The organism is Streptomyces coerulescens, assembly GCF_042657965.1.
Taxonomy (GTDB): domain Bacteria; phylum Actinomycetota; class Actinomycetes; order Streptomycetales; family Streptomycetaceae; genus Streptomyces; species Streptomyces coerulescens.
Map to the genome: position 1 here is coordinate 148,478 of NZ_JBHSKM010000003.1, position 14,607 is coordinate 163,084.

The window sequence follows — 14,607 nt, forward strand, 5'->3', positions numbered from 1 at the left end:
GGGTACTCGTCCCGCGTGCGCCTCTGCAGGACTGGTGGGATGGGAGTGGTCGGTCATGGCACGTGCGATCTGGACCGGTGTGATCACCTTCGGCATGGTCAGCGTTCCGGTCGGGCTGTTCACCGCGACCGAGGATCACACGGTCCACTTCCACCAGCTTCAACGCGGTACGGCCGACCGGATCCGCAACCGGCGGGTCAATGAGCGCACCGGCAAGGAGGTGGCGAGCAAGGACATCGTCAAGGCCTACGAGGCCGCCGACGGCGAATACGTCGTCGTGGAGCCCGATGAACTGGACGAGATCGCGCCGGGCCGGTCCAAGACCATCGACGTCAGCGATTTCGTCGACCTGTCCGACATCGAGCCCGCCTACTTCAACCGCACTTACTACGTCGGCCCGCGGGGCAAGGAGTACGCCAAGGTCTACGATCTGCTGCGCGCGGCGCTCGCGGAGGCCGGCAAGGTCGGGATCGCCACCTTCGTGATGCGCGGCAAGCAGTACCTGACCGCCCTGCGGGCCGAGGACGACGTTCTGGTGCTCCAGACCCTCCACTGGGCGGACGAGGTCCGCGACCCGCGCGAGCAGCTGCCCGACCTGCCCTCGGGTCGTGCGGCCCGGGGCAAGGAACGCGACACGGCGGTCCAGCTGATCGACGCCATGAGTGCGCCCTGGGAGCCGGACCGCTATCGCGACAGCTACCAGGAGAAGGTACGGGACCTGGTGAAGGCGAAGGCCGAGGGCGAGGAGGTGGCCCTCGCCGAAGAGGCACCACAGGCGACCAACGTGATCGACTTGATGTCGGTGCTGGAGTCCAGTCTCGACCAGGCCGGCGACAAGCGGCGGAGGAAGTCCGCGCGAAAGGGTCCGGCGAAGCGGACCGGTGGCAGGAAGGCCGAGCGGAAAGCAGCGCGCGGGCGCGGCGACCGCAAAAGCGAACTGCGGGAACTCAGCAAGGCGGAGCTGTACGAACGGGCCACGGAGCAGGACATCACCGGCCGCTCCAAGATGAGCCGTCAGGACCTGATCGACGCCCTCGCCGGGGCCGGACGCCGCGGCAGAAGCGCCGCCTGACCCCTCGCAGTCCGCGAACGTCAGTCGCCGCCGTGGTGCTCCTCGCGGGCGAGGGCGGCGATCGTACCTCCGGCGAGTACGGTGCGCCGGCGGTTGTCGGACAGGCGGTGGCTGACCTCGTAGGTCTCGTCCTTGGTGGTGTTGTGCAGCCGCAGGCGGCGCTCGGCGCCGGGTCGCAGGGCGGTTCGCAGGTCGGTCAGCCGTAGCCGGTCGCCGGTGTCGATTCGGTCGTAGTCACCGGGATCGTCGAACTCCAGGGGCAGGACTCCGAAGTTGGTCAGGTTCTGCCAGTGGATCCGGGCGTAGGACTTGGCGACGACGGCGCGCAGCCCGAGGTGGCGTGGGGTGATGGCGGCGTGCTCGCGCGAGGATCCCTGGCCGTAGTTCTCGCCGCCGACGACGAAGTGACGGCCGGGCAGGCCGTCGGTGGTCAGGTCGGCGGCACGGCCGGGGTAGCCGGGGTCGATGCGGGTGAAGGTGAACTCGGCGAGCTTGGGGATGTTCGAGCGGTAGGGCAGTGCCTTCGCCCCGGCCGGGGAGATCTCGTCGGTGGAGACGTTGTCCCCGCACTTGAGCAGGACAGGACCGTCCAGCGTGTCGGGGAGCGGATCGAAGTCGGGGAGGCCGGAGATGTTGGGGCCGCGTTCCAGCGCGACACGGGCGGCCTGATCGGGCGGCAACGGAGGTTCCAGCATGGCGCGGTTGACCGAGGCGTGCTCGGGCAGGCGCGGGCGCGGGTAGGCCATGCCTTCCTCGGCTGCCCAGTCCCGGGGGTCGGTGATCTCGCCGGTGAGGGCGGAGACGGCGGCGGTTTCAGGCGAGCACAGCCAGACGGCGTCCTGTTCGGTGCCGGAGCGGCCGGGGAAGTTGCGTGGGAAGGTGCGCAGGCTGTTGCGTCCGGCCGCGGGGGCCTGGCCCATGCCGATGCAGCCGAGGCATCCGGCCTGGTGGATGCGGGCCCCGGCGGCGATCAGGTCGACGGTGGCGCCCATCTTGGTGAGGTCGGCGAGGATCTCGCGGGAGGTCGGGTTGATGTCGAAGCTGACGGCCGGGTGGGTCTGGCGGCCGGCGACGATCGCGGCGGCGACGGCGAAGTCCCGTAGCCCGGGGTTGGCGGAGGAGCCGATGACGGCCTGCCCTATCGGCTCGCCCGAAACCTCGCGCACCGGAACCACGTTGCCGGGTGAGGTGGGGCGGGCGATGAGCGGCTCCAGGGAGCCGAGGTCGATCTCGTCGGTCAGGTCGTAGACCGCGTCCGGCTCGGCGGAGAGTTCCCGGAAGTCCGCCTCGCGCTCCTCGGTCCGCAGGAAGTCGTGCACCGCCGCGTCGGCGGGGAACACGGAGGCGGTCGCGCCCAGCTCGGCGCCCATGTTGGCGATGACGTGTCGGTCCATGGCGGTCAGGTCCGCCACACCAGGGCCGTGGTACTCCAGGATCCGGTTGACCGCGCCCTTCACGCCGTGGCGCCGCAGCATCTCCAGGACCACGTCCTTCGCGCTCACCCACTCCGGCAGCCGGCCTGCGAGACGGATCCCCCAGATCTCCGGCATGGTCACGTACAGGGGTCGTCCGGCCATGGCCAGGGCGACCTCCAGGCCGCCGGTGCCGAGCGCGAGCATGCCGAGCGACCCGGCGGCGCAGGTGTGCGAATCCGACCCGGCCAGCGTCCGGCCGGGAATGCCGAAGCGCTGCATGTGGGTGGGGTGGGAGACGCCGTTGCCGGGCTTGGAGTACCAGACTCCGAAGCGGCGGCAGGCCGAGCGCAGGAAGGCGTGGTCCTCGGCGTTGCGCTCGTCGGCCTGGAGCAGGTTGTGGTCGACGTACTGGACGCTGACCTCGGTACGGACCCGGTCCAGACCGAGCGCTTCCAGTTCCTGAATCACCAGCGTGCCGGTCGCGTCCTGAGCGAGCGTCTGGTCGATCCGCAGCCCGATCTCCTGACCGCGTTCCATCCGGCCGTCGACCAGATGGTCGGCGATCAGCCGGTGCGCCAGTGTGCCGTGGGAACGCGTCACGTCTTCCAGACTGCGTCCGTCGCACCGCGAACGGCAAACCGCGGCCCGCGACGCGCGACCGACAGCCGTGAGGGCGCAAGCGGGTCGACCGGCCCCCTGACCGGGGACCGGCGCCGCGGCCCCGGTCACACGATGCCGGGTGTCGACCGACGCTCGACCCGCCGGCGTCTTCGGCACGACGGCTGTCGTACCCGCCAGGCCTGCCGCCCGCCGTCACGCAGGCGCTGACGAGGATCAGCGCGCAGCCGAGCCACTGCGCGCCGGTCGGCTGCTCACCCAGCACCACAGCGCCCAGGGCCAGGGCGCCGACCGGGGTGAGCAGCAGCAGGACCGCGCCCAGGTGGCTGGGCAGCCGGGGCGAGTTGACGGCCACCAGCAGCCGGCCGACCACCTGGCTGCCGAGCGCGACCAGCGCCAGCCATCCGAGCGTCTGCCAGGAGGGCGAGAGATCGAGGGCGCCCCAGGCAGCCCCGCCCAGCCCGGAGACGATGTCGAGACAGAGCCCGCCCCTACCTCGGTGATCGCCTTCGCCCACAGCAGCATGTCCCCCGCGAAGAACGCCCCGCCCGCCGGCCCGTAGTACACCTGGCGCCGGGGCGGCCGCCCCTCACGGCGGTACTCCGGGAGGGCGAGCAGCGCCAGGACGGGCACGGCCGGCAGACAGCGGTACGCCGAGGCCGTGCCCGCGTCGGCGCCGGACAGGTCGATGCAGACCGGTGCCACGGACAGCGCCAGCGCCCCGGCCGCCTGGCCCCGGACCGGGCCCTCGCGGGGCCGGGCCGCGCGTCGCCCGTCGGGAAAGGTGTCCGTTCGTGCCACGGAACTGGCTCCTCACCACGGGTGCGCCGGCCGACGGAACCGGGTACCCGTGAACCGGCCAGGTATAGGCCCGCGGAGACGTTCACCGCCGATCTCGACGTGCGGCCTCTCGCCTCACCCGGCGGAGTTGACGGCTTGCCTGGTCCGGTGCCCGCACCAGTGCTCCAGCGCGTCGGTGAGTTCGTCACGTCGGCGGGTGGGGTCGGGCCGGCCGGTGGCCCAGGCGATGTAGCCGTCCGGTCGTACGAGGATCAGGGGCGGTACGGCCGCGGCGCGTTCCTCGGCAACCCGGTGCACGTCCACGTCGTACACCTCCCTCTCGTGTGCGTACGCCTCCAGGGACCCGGTGGCCAGCAGGACGAACCTTCCGGTGCGCAGTGCCTCGTAGAGCCTGCCCACCCTTGTGTCACCGGAGAGCGGCAGGTCGGGGGCTCGGGCCCCTGCCGACGGGTGTTCGCCCGGTCCGGCGGGGTAGCGGATCCCGATCCCCGACAGCGCCCCCGCCACCGTGTTCCGGACGGGCCCGATGCGCATCGCGGTGCCGCCGAGCAGCCCGCGCAGGGTGCGCAACGGCGGTGTGCGCAGGAAGAAGAGCCGGACGAGCGCTCCGGTCATGCGCACCACCTGCCGCCCGATCGGGTGACGTTCGGCTTCATAGCTGTCCAGCAGCGCGTCGTCGGCGCGGCCGCGTACCGTGGCGGCCAGTTTCCAGCCCAGGTTGAAGGCGTCCTGGAGTCCGAGGTTCATGCCCTGTCCACCGGCGGGCGAGTGGGTGTGGGCGGCGTCGCCGGCCAACAGGACTCGGCCCTGCCGGTAGTGCGGGACCTGGCGCTCGTCGTTGTGGAACCGGGACAACCAGCGCGCGTCGTGCATGCCGAAGTCTGTGCCGAGGACCCGGCGGGTGTCCTCACGGACCTCCTCCAGGGTCGTGGGCGCGTCGTCGGGCAACTGCCGGTGGCGGTACCAGGTGATGACGCGGTGCCAGCCGTCGCCGAACGGCGCGATGAAGGCGAAGCCGTCCCCGGTCGCGTTGACGGTGAGAGTCGACGCCGGGGGTTCGGTGAGCCGTACGTCGGCCAGGACCACCGAACTCATCACCGAGGAGCGGCCGGGGAAGGGCATCCCCAGCTCGTGGCGCACCGTGCTGTGCACACCGTCGGTACCGACCAGGTACGAGGCCCGCACAGTGCGCACCGTCCCGTCCCGGTCGCGCAGTTCGGCGTCGACCCCATCGGCGTCCTGCCGCAGCGCGACCAGCTCCGTGCCCCGGCGTATGTCCACGCCCAGGGACTCTCCATGTTCGTGCAGCACACGCTCCGTCTCGTACTGGGGTGTGACCAGCACACAGGGGAACCGGGTGGGCAGTTCTGTCAGGTCGAGTTCGGCCCGCTCGAAGAGCCGGACGCCGTCGACCATGACGCCGGCGGCGACGAGTTCGTCGGCCATTCCCCGGGCGTCGAGGAGTTCGAGGGTGCGGGCGTGGACGGCGAAGGCGCGGGTCAGGTTGTTCTCCGTGTCGCGGCGCTCGGCGAGCACCGTCGTGACGCCGGCTCGTCGGAGTTCGGCGGCGAGCAGCAGCCCCGTGGGGCCGGCGCCCACGACCAGCACGTCCGTGTCGGTGGTCCTGTCGGTCATCGTGGATCCTCCACCCGGTCTGACGGGCAGTGCGGGACTCGGCGGCCGGTGCGACCTCGTGACCGCGTCCCCTCGGCATACGGCCGTAAACGCGGTGACGCGGCGTCTCCGGGCGGGACATGGCCGGGGAGCCTGCCGGGTACTCGGTGAGGCCGGCTCATACGGAGCGGAACGCAGAGCGGAACATCGGGGAGTCCTGTCCAAGGAGGGGTCCATGGCTTCGGATGAGACGTTCCCCGCCGAGGAGTACGTGCGGCGCCGTGCCGAGGCCAGGGCATTGCTTTCGAAGTTGCAGGTCGATGCCGCGATCGTCACGGCCCCGGAGGACGTGTACTACCTCAGCGGCCTGCACAACCAGGGGCACTTCGTGTTCACCGCACTCGTGCTGGACACACGGTCGCAGACGGCGACGCTGGTGGCGCGGGAGATGGAGGCCGCGACGGCGGCGGTGCAATCCGATGGCTGCGCGTTCGCCGGCTACCAGGACGGTCAGGATCCGTGCGACGTGCTGTACGACGTGGTTCACCCACTGGCGAGCGACGAGCGGCGCATCGGCTGTCAGCCCGAGTCCTTGTCGATGCCCGTGGCCGTATGGCGGGGCATCGACCGTCGTCTCGGGTCGCCGGTGTGGGTGGATTGCGCCGGGGTGCTGGCCGAGGCACAGGCGATCCGCAGCGACCGTGAGATCGCCTGCCTGCGCCAAGCCGGGAGGCTGTCCGACATCGGCATGCGGGCCGGTGTCGACGCCGCGGCCGGCGAGTGCACGGGCGGGGAGGTCGTAGGTGCGATCCAGGACGCGATGCTGTCCGCTGGAAGCGACTACCCGGGGTTCGTGCCACTCGTGCGGCCTGTCGAACAGATCAGGCAGGAACACGTCGCCTGGACCGACGACCCGATCACTGCCGCGGACACCCTCTTCTTCGAGCTGTCCGCGGCAGTCCGGCGCTACCACGCCCCGTTGGGACGGACTGTTCGCCCGCACGGGGGCCGAGGGGGCGGCGCCGCGGCCGACATCGCCCACACCGGACTGGACGCGATCCTCGCCGGACTGTGCCCGGGGCGCACGGCCCAGGACGTGTACGGCGACTGGAAGACGTCGGTCGAGGCTCGGCTCCGTCGCGGCTACCGGCGGCACCACTGCGGCTACTCGGTCGGCCTCGGGTTCCCCCCGAGCTGGATGTCCGGGCGGGTCGACAGCCTGCGGCCCGGCAACGACATGGCTCTGCGCCCCGGCATGACCTTCCACGTCCAGTCCTGGGTCGTCGACCCACAGGTCGGTACATATGCGATCTCCGACACCGCGCTCGTCACGAACGACGGCGGCGAACCCCTCACCAGCACGCCGCGCTTTCCCATGCGCCCCGCATAACGGCACCGCCCCCCGTCGGGTCGCGCGTTACCAGGTCGCGGCGCCCGGCGTCGGACGCACGCTCCTACTCGATCGTGTCGCCGTCGACGGTCACCGAGACGCGATGCCGCGCGGAGGACCGACCGAGCCAGTCACGCACGATCTCGACAAGGGCGGTGAACACCCGCCGGACGCCCTCAATGCCACGACGATCGCCCTAGCGTGAGTGACGTCGTCCGTCTCCGTACGCGACGCACTCACCGCAAACGGAACAGCCATTCTGCTAGTGTCGTAACAAGCAGAACATGCATTCTTTTTGTGGGGGTTGTGATGCCGCGGCTCACCGATGCGCGCAAGGAACTCCGGCGCACCCAGATCGCCGAGGCCGCCGTGCGCTGCTTCGGCCGCAACGGCCTGGAGCGGACCTCGATCGCCGACATCATCGCCGAGTCGGGTCTCTCGGCCGGCTCGATCTACGCCCACTACCGCAACAAGGCCGAACTGGTCCAGGCCGCCGCCCGCGAGGTGCTCGCCGAGCGCGCCGAGGTCCTCGCGGAGCACGCCGCGAGCGATGTCCCGCCCGACCCCGACGAACTGCTCGCCCGCCTGATCGCCGCGATCGACCCCGCCGAGGCCCGGGTCGGCGTGCAGACCTGGGGCGAGGCGACCACCAACCCGGCGATCCGGGACATCGTCGTCGACATGACCGATCGGATGCGCGCGATGCTGCACGACTGCGTCTCGGCATGGCTCGTCAAGGTCGAGCAGCACGAGCCGGCCGAGGCCCGCGAGCGCGCCACCCCGATCGCACACCGGGTGATGGCGCTCTATCAGGCCGAACTGCTGTACACCGCCTTGCGATCACCGACCGAGGAGACAGCGTCATGACGCCCCTGACCGCTTCGTTTGCCGGACGTACCGTCTTACGCGTCGGCTACGGCGCCTTGCAGCTCGAGCGCCTGCACGATCGCCGCGGCGAGGCCGTCGCGTTGCTGCGCCGCGCGGTCGAGCTGGGCGTCGACCATGTGGACACCGCCGAGTTCTACGGCTTCGGTTTCGCCAACGACGTGATCCGCGAGGTGCTGCGGCCCGAGGACGACGTGCTGGTGGTGACGAAGGTCGGTGCCGAGCCCCACCCGGGCGGGCGGGTGCCGTTGCGGCTGGCGCAGCGACCCGAGCAGCTGCGCGCCGGCGTCGAGGACAACCTGCGCAGCCTCGGCGTCGACCGGCTGGCGGTCGTCAACCTCCGCCGCCTGGACACCGGGCCCGGCCTGCGTCCCGAGGGCGACCAGGTCGTCGACCTCGACGACCAGCTCGCGGTGATGACCGCCCTGCGCGACGAGGGCAAGGTCGGCGCGATCGGCCTGAGCAGCGTCACGCTCGACGTTCTGCGCCGCGCGCTGCCGGCCGGCATCGTCTGTGTGCAGAACGCGTACAGTCTCGTCTCCCGCGAAGACGAGGACATACTCGGCCTGTGCGCGGCCGAGGGCATCGCCTGGGTTCCGTTCTTCCCGCTGGGCGGGGCCTTCCCGGGCCTGCCCAAGGCGACCGACGAGCCGACGGTGCGCACCGTGGCCGAGTCCCTGGGCGTCACGCCCTCCCAGGTCGGCCTCGCGTGGCTGCTGCACCACTCCCCCAACGTGCTGCTCATCCCCGGCACCGCCGACGCCGCCCACCTGGAGGCGAACATGGCGGCCGGCGAGATCTCCTTCGACGCCGCGACCCTCGCCGCCCTCGATGCCATCAAGTCCCGCTCCAACGACGCCCCCATCGGCTGACGAGACCCACCCGGCCCTGGGCGCGACCACACCAACTGCCGTAACGCCGGGCCGCGCCGGCAACCCCCCTCCCCCACCAGGCTCCAAGGAACGGATCATGAAGGCCATTATCTACCGCGACAACGGCGGCCCCGACGTTCTTCAGCTCGTCGACCGCGACCTGCCCGCGCCCGGCCCCGGCGAGGTACGCGTCCGGGTCGCCGTGTCCGGGGTCAACCCCACCGACTGGCAGGCGCGCTCCGGCCCCGACCACATCAAGCACTTCCCCGAGGTCACGCCGCACCTCGACGGCGCCGGCACGATCGACGCCGTCGGTGCGGGCATCGACCAGGGCCGGATCGGTCAGCGGGTCTGGCTGCTCATGGCCGCCGCCGGGCGGCCTTACGGCACCGCCGCCGAGTTCACCGTCGTACCCGCCGATCAGGCCGTGCCGCTGCCCGACGACACCGGGTTCGACGTCGGCGCGTCACTCGGCGTCCCCGCGCTCACCGCGCACCGCACGCTCACCGTCGCCGAGGACGGACCGCGGCGGCTGCGGCCCGGGGCACTCGACGGCAGGGTGGTCCTCGCCGCGGGCGGTGCGGGGGCGGTCGGGCACGCGGTGATCCAGCTCGCCCGATGGGCCGGGGCCACCGTGATCAGCACGGTCAGCGGTGCGGAGAAGGCCCGGCTGGCCACCGCCGCCGGAGCCCACCACGTCGTCAACTACCGCGAAGGCGACCCGACCGCCGAGATCCGCGGGATCGCCCCGGACGGCGTCGACATCGTCGCCGAGGTGGCCCTGGGCGCGAACCTCGCCCTGGACCTGGCCGTACTGCGGACGCGCGGCACGATCGCCACGTACGCCAACGTCGGTGGCAAGCAGGTCGAACTGGACGTGCTGCGGCACATGGTGCTCAACACACGCTTGCAGTTCCTCGTGCTTTACACCGCCGGACCGGAGGCACGCGCCGCCGCCGTTGAGGACATCGCCGCCGCCGTCCGTGACGGCGCCCTGCCGGTCGGCGAGGAGCACGGCCTGCCGCTGACCCGCTTTCCGCTCCACCGCACCGCCGACGCACACCGCGCGGTGGAGAACAGCACCGTCGGCAAAGTCCTGGTGGACGTCACAGCGTGACGACCGGTGTTGTCCGGCCACGCTCTTACGAAGTCTTCGGTGGTGCAGATCTTCGAGAAGGTCAAAGGTGCTGCCGCCAACCGTGTGACTTCAGGCATTCCTACAGGTCAACGCACCCTTCCCCGCGGTTTCAACGGCACCGGCGGCAGGTCCGGCGCCGGCAGCGGATCGCCGTCGTACCCCTTCACCTCACCGAAGCGAGAGCCTCTCATCCAGTCCTCACGGGCCTGCTCGATCTCCGCCTGGGTGCGCCCGATCCAGTTCCAGAACATGACCAGTTCCTCCTCGAACGGCTCGCCGCCGAGGAGCATCAGGCCCGCGTCCGACTCCGCGCGCAGCGGGAGTTCGGTGCGGCCGCAGCCGAGGTAGAGCATGGAGCCGGGCAGTACCGGCACGCCGTCCACGTGGGCCTCGCCGGACATGGACAGGACGGCGTACTCGAAGTCCGGCTCCAGCGGTAGGCGTACGTCGGCCCCGCGGGCCAGAGTCAGGTCGGCGCCGACGATGGGCGTGTACGTCGTGCCGGGCGAGGTCGCGCCGTCGAGGTCGCCGAGGATCAGCGTGGCGCGCAGACCCGGCGCCGTGACGGTCGGCAGCTCGCCGTGGTGTTCGAAGTGCGGGTCGGTGTGCCGGTGGCTGTCCGGGAGGGCCACCCAGAGCTGTGCGCCGTGCAGGAAGCGGGCGTGCGACTTCGGGCTCTCCTCGGAGTGGCTGATCGCCCGGCCGGAGGTCATCAGACCCAGCTCGCGCGGGCGGATCGTCTGGAGACTGCCCGTGGAGTCGCGGTGCAGCACCTCGCCCTCGTGCAGCCAGCTCACCGTCTGAAGGCCCATGTGCGGGTGCGGCGGCACCTGCATGCCGGGCTCTTCGGCGATGTCGTCGGGACCGTAGTGATCGACGAAGCACCAGGCGCCGACCATGCGACGGCCCAGGTTGGGCAGCAGGCGACGGACTTCGGTGGATTCGCCGAGCTTGACGCGGCGAGGGCTGAGAAGTTCGCGTACGGGCTCCGCCACGACGAAGCCGCGGCCGCCGCAGACGGCGGGCACCGCTTCGCGATCAAGATTGCTCATGAGGCCCAACCTAGCCCTGCGGGGGCCGCCTCGTCAGTCCGTACCCCCGGGCTGGCTCGATGCGTTCGAGAAAATAGTAGCCATGGATATAGTAGCCATGTAATGTATTTGCCATGAGTAAGGGTTCCGAGAGGGTCTCGCCGGGATTCCTGGTGTGGCGCCTGTCCACGAAGTGGCGGGTGGCGGTCGACCGGGCCGTCACCCCGCTGGGGCTCACCCACGCGCAGTACGCGCTGGTGGCATCGCTCTACGGCATGCAGCGCCAAGGAGAGCGCCCCAGTCAGCGGCGCCTCGCCGACCACACGGGGCTGGAGCCGCTGTACGTCTCCAAGCTGGCGCGTTCCCTGGAGTCGGCCGGACTGCTCGAACGCACCCGGGATCCGCGCGACCCGCGCGCCGTGCAACTGGCACTGACCGAGCAGGGGCGGGAGCGGACCCGGCAGGCCATCGAGGTCGTCCAGGGGCTCCTGCAACAGCTGCTGGCACCACTCGGCGGACTGAACAGCGCGCGCACGCGGGAGTTCACCCGTGAGTTGACGACCCTGCTCGACGTACCTCTCGACCCGTCCGTCATCGACAGCGAGTCCGAAAAGGAGCAGTCATGACCACCGCCACTCCCCTGCTCGACCCGCGGGTCATCGCCCTGGCCCACTACGCCGGCCGCGCCCTGCTGGAGAACGTGCTGGCCCGCCACGGCTCGACCTTCCAGCAGTCCGTCACCCTGCGACTGGTGGCCGTGGCCGAGGGGCCGGTCGACCGTCACACCCTCGTCGACGGCGTCGTCGGCGCGCTGAAGATCGACGCGGCGGAGGTCCACTCCGTGGTCGACGAGCTGATCGCGGCAGAACTGCTGACCGCCCAGGAGCCGTCCGCGGTACGGATCACGGAGGCCGGGCGGGAGCGCTTCACGAGCACGTCAGCCGCGACCGCCCCCATCACCGCCCGCATCTACGACGGGATCCCGGAGGAGGATCTGGCCGTTGCCGGTCGGGTGCTGACCCTCATCACCGAGCGCGCCGACGCCGAGTTCGCCGACATGACCGCCGGCACCAAGTAGTGGAATATTGAACCACTGCCCTTCGTTGAGCGCGACGAAGGAGGTCAGAGTGGAGACGACGTACTACGACCACGGAACACCGGCCGAGCGCTGGGAGCGCGCGCAGCTGTTCTTCGACGCCAAGGACTACGCGGGTGCCGCGCGCGTCCTCGGCACGCTGGTCGAGGAGGTGCCCGAGCAGACGGGTCCGCGGCTGCTGCTGGCGCGCGCCTACTACCACTCGGCCCAACTGCGGCGTGCGGAGACGGAGTTGCGCGTCATTGTCGAGCGCGACCCCGTGGAGCAGTACGCCCGGCTGATGCTGGGCCGCACGCTCCAGCGTCAGGGGCGGCACGAGGAGGCGGAGCCGCACCTGCGTCTCGCGTCCGCGCTGACGGGTGACTTCGAGGAGCTCTGAGCCCCGTTCGGCGAGCCCGGAGCAGAAGTCGGGGCCCGGTTCCCCCCGGAACCGGGCCCCGAGTCATGCACGCGTACTAGCTCGCACTCTCGGTGGGCTCCGGCGTCCGCTTCCCCCGCCGACGGGACATCTCGCCGAGCACCACGTCCATGACGATGAAGGCCGCCAGCGAGATACCGAGCAACGGCACGAAGTAGCCGATCACCGCGGTGACCGCCACCAGCGGGACCAGGATCTGCGGGGGCACCTGCTGCCAGGCGCCGCGCGGAATGGGCCGCCCGAAGGCCGAGCCGCGGCCGCGCTGCCACCACATGCGGTAGCCCCACACGATCAGCAGGATCAGGCAGAGCGTCAGGGCCATCAGGGCGAGCTGGTTGACCAGCCCGAACAGGACCCCGGTGTGCAGGTCGATGCCCCAGCGGGTCAGCTTGGCGAGCACCGGGTAGTCGGCGAACCGCAGCACGTCGGTCACCTCGCCGCTCGCCGGGTCGATCGCGACGGAGTCCTGCTTGGTCGGCCAGCTGCGCTGCACCTGCTTGACGACGTAGGCGGAGGAGGCGTCGGCGGGCGGCACGATCTCCACCGGGTCCCCGAGGCCCTCGGCGCGGGCGGCGGCCAGGACCTTGTCGAGGCCGACCCCTTGGTCGCCGCTCCCGCCCGCACCGGCAGCGCCGCCGTGACCCCCGTGCTCGCCGCCCGCCGAGGCCGAGATGGACGGGGTGGCCTGGCGCAGCGAGGTGCGCAGCTCGTCGATGTTGGCGCCCGCGTAGGTCGACCAGGTCAGACCGGTCGCCGAGAGGAAGAGGAAGCCGAGGGCGGCCCAGACGCCGACGGTGCCGTGCAGGCCGAGCGTGCGACGACGGCCGCTGGTGCCCCGTACCTTGCGCTGGGCGCGGCGGCGGGAGAACCACAGCACCAGGCCGCCGGCCGCGATCACCCACAGCCAGCTGGCCGCCAACTCGCTGTAGAGGCGGCCGGTTTCACCGAGGTGGAGGTCGCGGTGGAACTCGTCGATCCAGGTGCGCAGCGGCAGCGCGCCGGTCGAGCCGTACTGTTCGAGAGCGCCGCGCACCTCGGCGGTGTACGGGTCGACGAAGACTGCCAGCGCGTGGTCGGCGTCGACGCCTTCGACGCCGGACAGCAGGACCCGGGTCGACTCGTCGTCGGCCGGAGACGGCCGTACCGCCGAGACCGTGCCCTCGGGGTGGGCCTTGCGGGCGGCGGCGACCTGCTCGGATATCGGCAGTTTCGCGTCACCGACCGGGACGGTCATCTCGTGGGAGTACACGAACTTCTCGGCCTGGAAGGCCCCGGCGTACAGGAATCCGGTGGCCGCGGTGACGAGGAGGAACGGCGCGACGAGAACTCCGGCGTAGAAGTGCAGACGCAGGACGAGCGGGCGCAGCGGTGCCCATCTACGGGGCGACGACGCCGGGGCGTCGGGCGGGGACGCCTCCGCCGTGGAGGTCGTGGGGGCGGTGGACATCGGCGGCTTCTCCGGGGAGTGGGGAGTGACTCTGCTGTAGCGGTCCAGTAGTCGGAGCGCGAGGCCGCCGAGTTCCCGCCACCTCAAGTGACGTACGCCACAAGGGAGTCCGCCCGTCGCGCGGGCGCCATGGCATTCTGGCGCGATGGCACTTCCGAACCCTCACGCACCGCTGGCCGAGCAGGTCGAGCAACTCCTCGCCACCGAGGGCCCGTTGCCCATCGTGGCGGCCGGCGACCCGGTGCTGCGGCAACCCACCGAGCGCTTCGACGGTCAGCTGGACCCCTTGCTGCTGGCCCGTTTCGTGGCCGCCCTGCGGACCACGATGCACGCGGCGCCGGGCGTCGGCGTCGCCGCGCCGCAGGTGGGTGTGCCGCTGCGGATCGCGGTGATCGAGGATCCGGCACCGGTGCCGGAGGAGGTACGGCTGCTGCGCGGGCGGGTGCCGCAGCCGTTCCGGGTGCTGGTGAACCCGTCGTACGAGGCAGCCGGCGGCGGGCGTGCCGCGTTCTTCGAGGGCTGTCTGAGCGTTCCGGGCTATCAGGCGGTGGTGGCACGGCCCGCCGAGGTGCGGCTGACCGGCGAGGACGAGCACGGGCACGCCTTCGACGAGATGTTCTCGGGGTGGCCCGCCCGCATCGTGCAGCACGAGACGGACCACCTCGACGGTGTGCTCTATCTGGACCGGGCAGAACTGCGCTCGCTGTCGTCCAATCAGTCGATGGCGGAGCACTGGGCCCAGCCGACCCCGGACGGGGCGGCCAGGGCCCTCGGCTTCCCGCTGCCCGACTGAGCGAGCCGGCCGGCGTG

At 71.3% G+C, this 14,607-nt stretch carries 13 protein-coding genes and 1 pseudogene; 9 read left to right on the forward strand and 5 right to left on the reverse strand.

Going from position 1 to position 14,607, the window contains the following annotated elements:
- Positions 1-55: 55 nt before the first annotated feature.
- Positions 56-1,072 carry a non-homologous end joining protein Ku gene (gene ku, locus ACFPQ9_RS07970; RefSeq protein ID WP_380848875.1) on the forward strand — a complete coding sequence of 339 codons (1,017 nt, stop codon included), beginning with the start codon at positions 56-58 and terminating at the stop codon, positions 1,070-1,072.
- Positions 1,073-1,092: 20 nt separating this feature from the next.
- On the opposite strand, the gene ACFPQ9_RS07975 is transcribed toward ku, so the two are convergent.
- The 3 genes and pseudogenes from ACFPQ9_RS07975 to ACFPQ9_RS07985 form a co-directional block, all read right to left on the reverse strand.
- Positions 1,093-3,087, reverse strand: coding sequence for an aconitate hydratase (locus ACFPQ9_RS07975; protein ID WP_465269557.1), 1,995 nt, complete (start codon positions 3,085-3,087; stop codon positions 1,093-1,095).
- A 271-nt stretch (positions 3,088-3,358) separates the two neighbouring features.
- A pseudogene (locus ACFPQ9_RS07980) lies at positions 3,359-3,622 on the reverse strand (hypothetical protein); the annotation flags it as partial.
- A 398-nt stretch (positions 3,623-4,020) separates the two neighbouring features.
- Positions 4,021-5,541, reverse strand: coding sequence for an FAD-dependent monooxygenase (locus tag ACFPQ9_RS07985; protein ID WP_380848878.1), 1,521 nt, complete (start codon positions 5,539-5,541; stop codon positions 4,021-4,023).
- Positions 5,542-5,755: 214 nt separating this feature from the next.
- On the opposite strand from ACFPQ9_RS07985, the gene ACFPQ9_RS07990 reads away from it, so the two are divergent.
- The 4 genes from ACFPQ9_RS07990 (at position 5,756) to ACFPQ9_RS08005 (ending at position 9,784) form a co-directional block, all read left to right on the forward strand.
- Positions 5,756-6,910, forward strand: a complete 1,155-nt coding sequence (locus ACFPQ9_RS07990; protein ID WP_380848881.1) for a M24 family metallopeptidase — start codon at positions 5,756-5,758, stop codon at positions 6,908-6,910.
- A gap of 309 nt (positions 6,911-7,219) precedes the next feature.
- The gene (locus tag ACFPQ9_RS07995) at positions 7,220-7,777 is read left to right on the forward strand and encodes a TetR/AcrR family transcriptional regulator (RefSeq protein WP_380848884.1); all 558 of its coding nucleotides are present in this window, start codon (positions 7,220-7,222) and stop codon (positions 7,775-7,777) included.
- The gene (locus ACFPQ9_RS08000) at positions 7,774-8,667 is read left to right on the forward strand and encodes an aldo/keto reductase (RefSeq protein WP_380848887.1); all 894 of its coding nucleotides are present in this window, start codon (positions 7,774-7,776) and stop codon (positions 8,665-8,667) included. Before ACFPQ9_RS07995 ends, ACFPQ9_RS08000 begins: the two co-directional genes overlap by 4 nt.
- A gap of 97 nt (positions 8,668-8,764) precedes the next feature.
- Positions 8,765-9,784, forward strand: a complete 1,020-nt coding sequence (locus ACFPQ9_RS08005) for an NADPH:quinone reductase (protein WP_380848889.1) — start codon at positions 8,765-8,767, stop codon at positions 9,782-9,784.
- Between the two features lie 107 nt (positions 9,785-9,891).
- Here the strand turns inward: ACFPQ9_RS08005 and ACFPQ9_RS08010 are convergent, their stop codons facing one another.
- Positions 9,892-10,857 carry a pirin family protein gene (locus ACFPQ9_RS08010; protein WP_380848892.1) on the reverse strand — a complete coding sequence of 322 codons (966 nt, stop codon included), beginning with the start codon at positions 10,855-10,857 and terminating at the stop codon, positions 9,892-9,894.
- A gap of 113 nt (positions 10,858-10,970) precedes the next feature.
- Here ACFPQ9_RS08010 and ACFPQ9_RS08015 point away from each other — a divergent pair, with 113 nt between their 5' ends.
- From ACFPQ9_RS08015 to ACFPQ9_RS08025, 3 genes are read left to right on the forward strand one after another with little or no spacing between them, the layout of a single operon-like run.
- Positions 10,971-11,462 (forward strand): MarR family winged helix-turn-helix transcriptional regulator, encoded by a 492-nt coding sequence (locus tag ACFPQ9_RS08015; RefSeq protein WP_380848895.1) that lies wholly within the window; start codon positions 10,971-10,973, stop codon positions 11,460-11,462.
- Positions 11,459-11,914, forward strand: a complete 456-nt coding sequence (locus ACFPQ9_RS08020; protein ID WP_380848898.1) for a MarR family transcriptional regulator — start codon at positions 11,459-11,461, stop codon at positions 11,912-11,914. Before ACFPQ9_RS08015 ends, ACFPQ9_RS08020 begins: the two co-directional genes overlap by 4 nt.
- 49 nt (positions 11,915-11,963) lie before the next feature.
- Entirely contained in the window at positions 11,964-12,311 is a 348-nt protein-coding gene (locus tag ACFPQ9_RS08025) for a tetratricopeptide repeat protein (protein WP_380848901.1), read from the forward strand.
- A gap of 76 nt (positions 12,312-12,387) precedes the next feature.
- On the opposite strand, the gene ACFPQ9_RS08030 is transcribed toward ACFPQ9_RS08025, so the two are convergent.
- Complete coding sequence (locus ACFPQ9_RS08030) at positions 12,388-13,797, reverse strand: PepSY-associated TM helix domain-containing protein (RefSeq protein ID WP_380848904.1); 1,410 nt, start codon at positions 13,795-13,797, stop codon at positions 12,388-12,390.
- A gap of 145 nt (positions 13,798-13,942) precedes the next feature.
- On the opposite strand from ACFPQ9_RS08030, the gene ACFPQ9_RS08035 reads away from it, so the two are divergent.
- Positions 13,943-14,590 carry a peptide deformylase gene (locus ACFPQ9_RS08035; protein ID WP_380848907.1) on the forward strand — a complete coding sequence of 216 codons (648 nt, stop codon included), beginning with the start codon at positions 13,943-13,945 and terminating at the stop codon, positions 14,588-14,590.
- Positions 14,591-14,607 lie beyond the last annotated feature (17 nt).

Excerpts from the sequence above, each read along its gene's own strand:
- ACFPQ9_RS08015 (WP_380848895.1), top strand. The coding sequence starts at position 10,971 with ATGAGTAAGGGTTCCGAGAGGGTCTCGCCGGGATTCCTGGTGTGGCGC.
- ACFPQ9_RS08010 (WP_380848892.1), bottom strand. The coding sequence starts at position 10,857 with ATGAGCAATCTTGATCGCGAAGCGGTGCCCGCCGTCTGCGGCGGCCGC.
- ku (WP_380848875.1), top strand. The coding sequence starts at position 56 with ATGGCACGTGCGATCTGGACCGGTGTGATCACCTTCGGCATGGTCAGC.
- ACFPQ9_RS07985 (WP_380848878.1), bottom strand. The coding sequence starts at position 5,541 with ATGACCGACAGGACCACCGACACGGACGTGCTGGTCGTGGGCGCCGGC.
- ACFPQ9_RS08030 (WP_380848904.1), bottom strand. The coding sequence starts at position 13,797 with ATGTCCACCGCCCCCACGACCTCCACGGCGGAGGCGTCCCCGCCCGAC.
- ACFPQ9_RS08000 (WP_380848887.1), top strand. The coding sequence starts at position 7,774 with ATGACGCCCCTGACCGCTTCGTTTGCCGGACGTACCGTCTTACGCGTC.
- ACFPQ9_RS08020 (WP_380848898.1), top strand. The coding sequence starts at position 11,459 with ATGACCACCGCCACTCCCCTGCTCGACCCGCGGGTCATCGCCCTGGCC.
- ACFPQ9_RS07990 (WP_380848881.1), top strand. The coding sequence starts at position 5,756 with ATGGCTTCGGATGAGACGTTCCCCGCCGAGGAGTACGTGCGGCGCCGT.
- ACFPQ9_RS08035 (WP_380848907.1), top strand. The coding sequence starts at position 13,943 with ATGGCACTTCCGAACCCTCACGCACCGCTGGCCGAGCAGGTCGAGCAA.
- ACFPQ9_RS08005 (WP_380848889.1), top strand. The coding sequence starts at position 8,765 with ATGAAGGCCATTATCTACCGCGACAACGGCGGCCCCGACGTTCTTCAG.
- ACFPQ9_RS07995 (WP_380848884.1), top strand. The coding sequence starts at position 7,220 with ATGCCGCGGCTCACCGATGCGCGCAAGGAACTCCGGCGCACCCAGATC.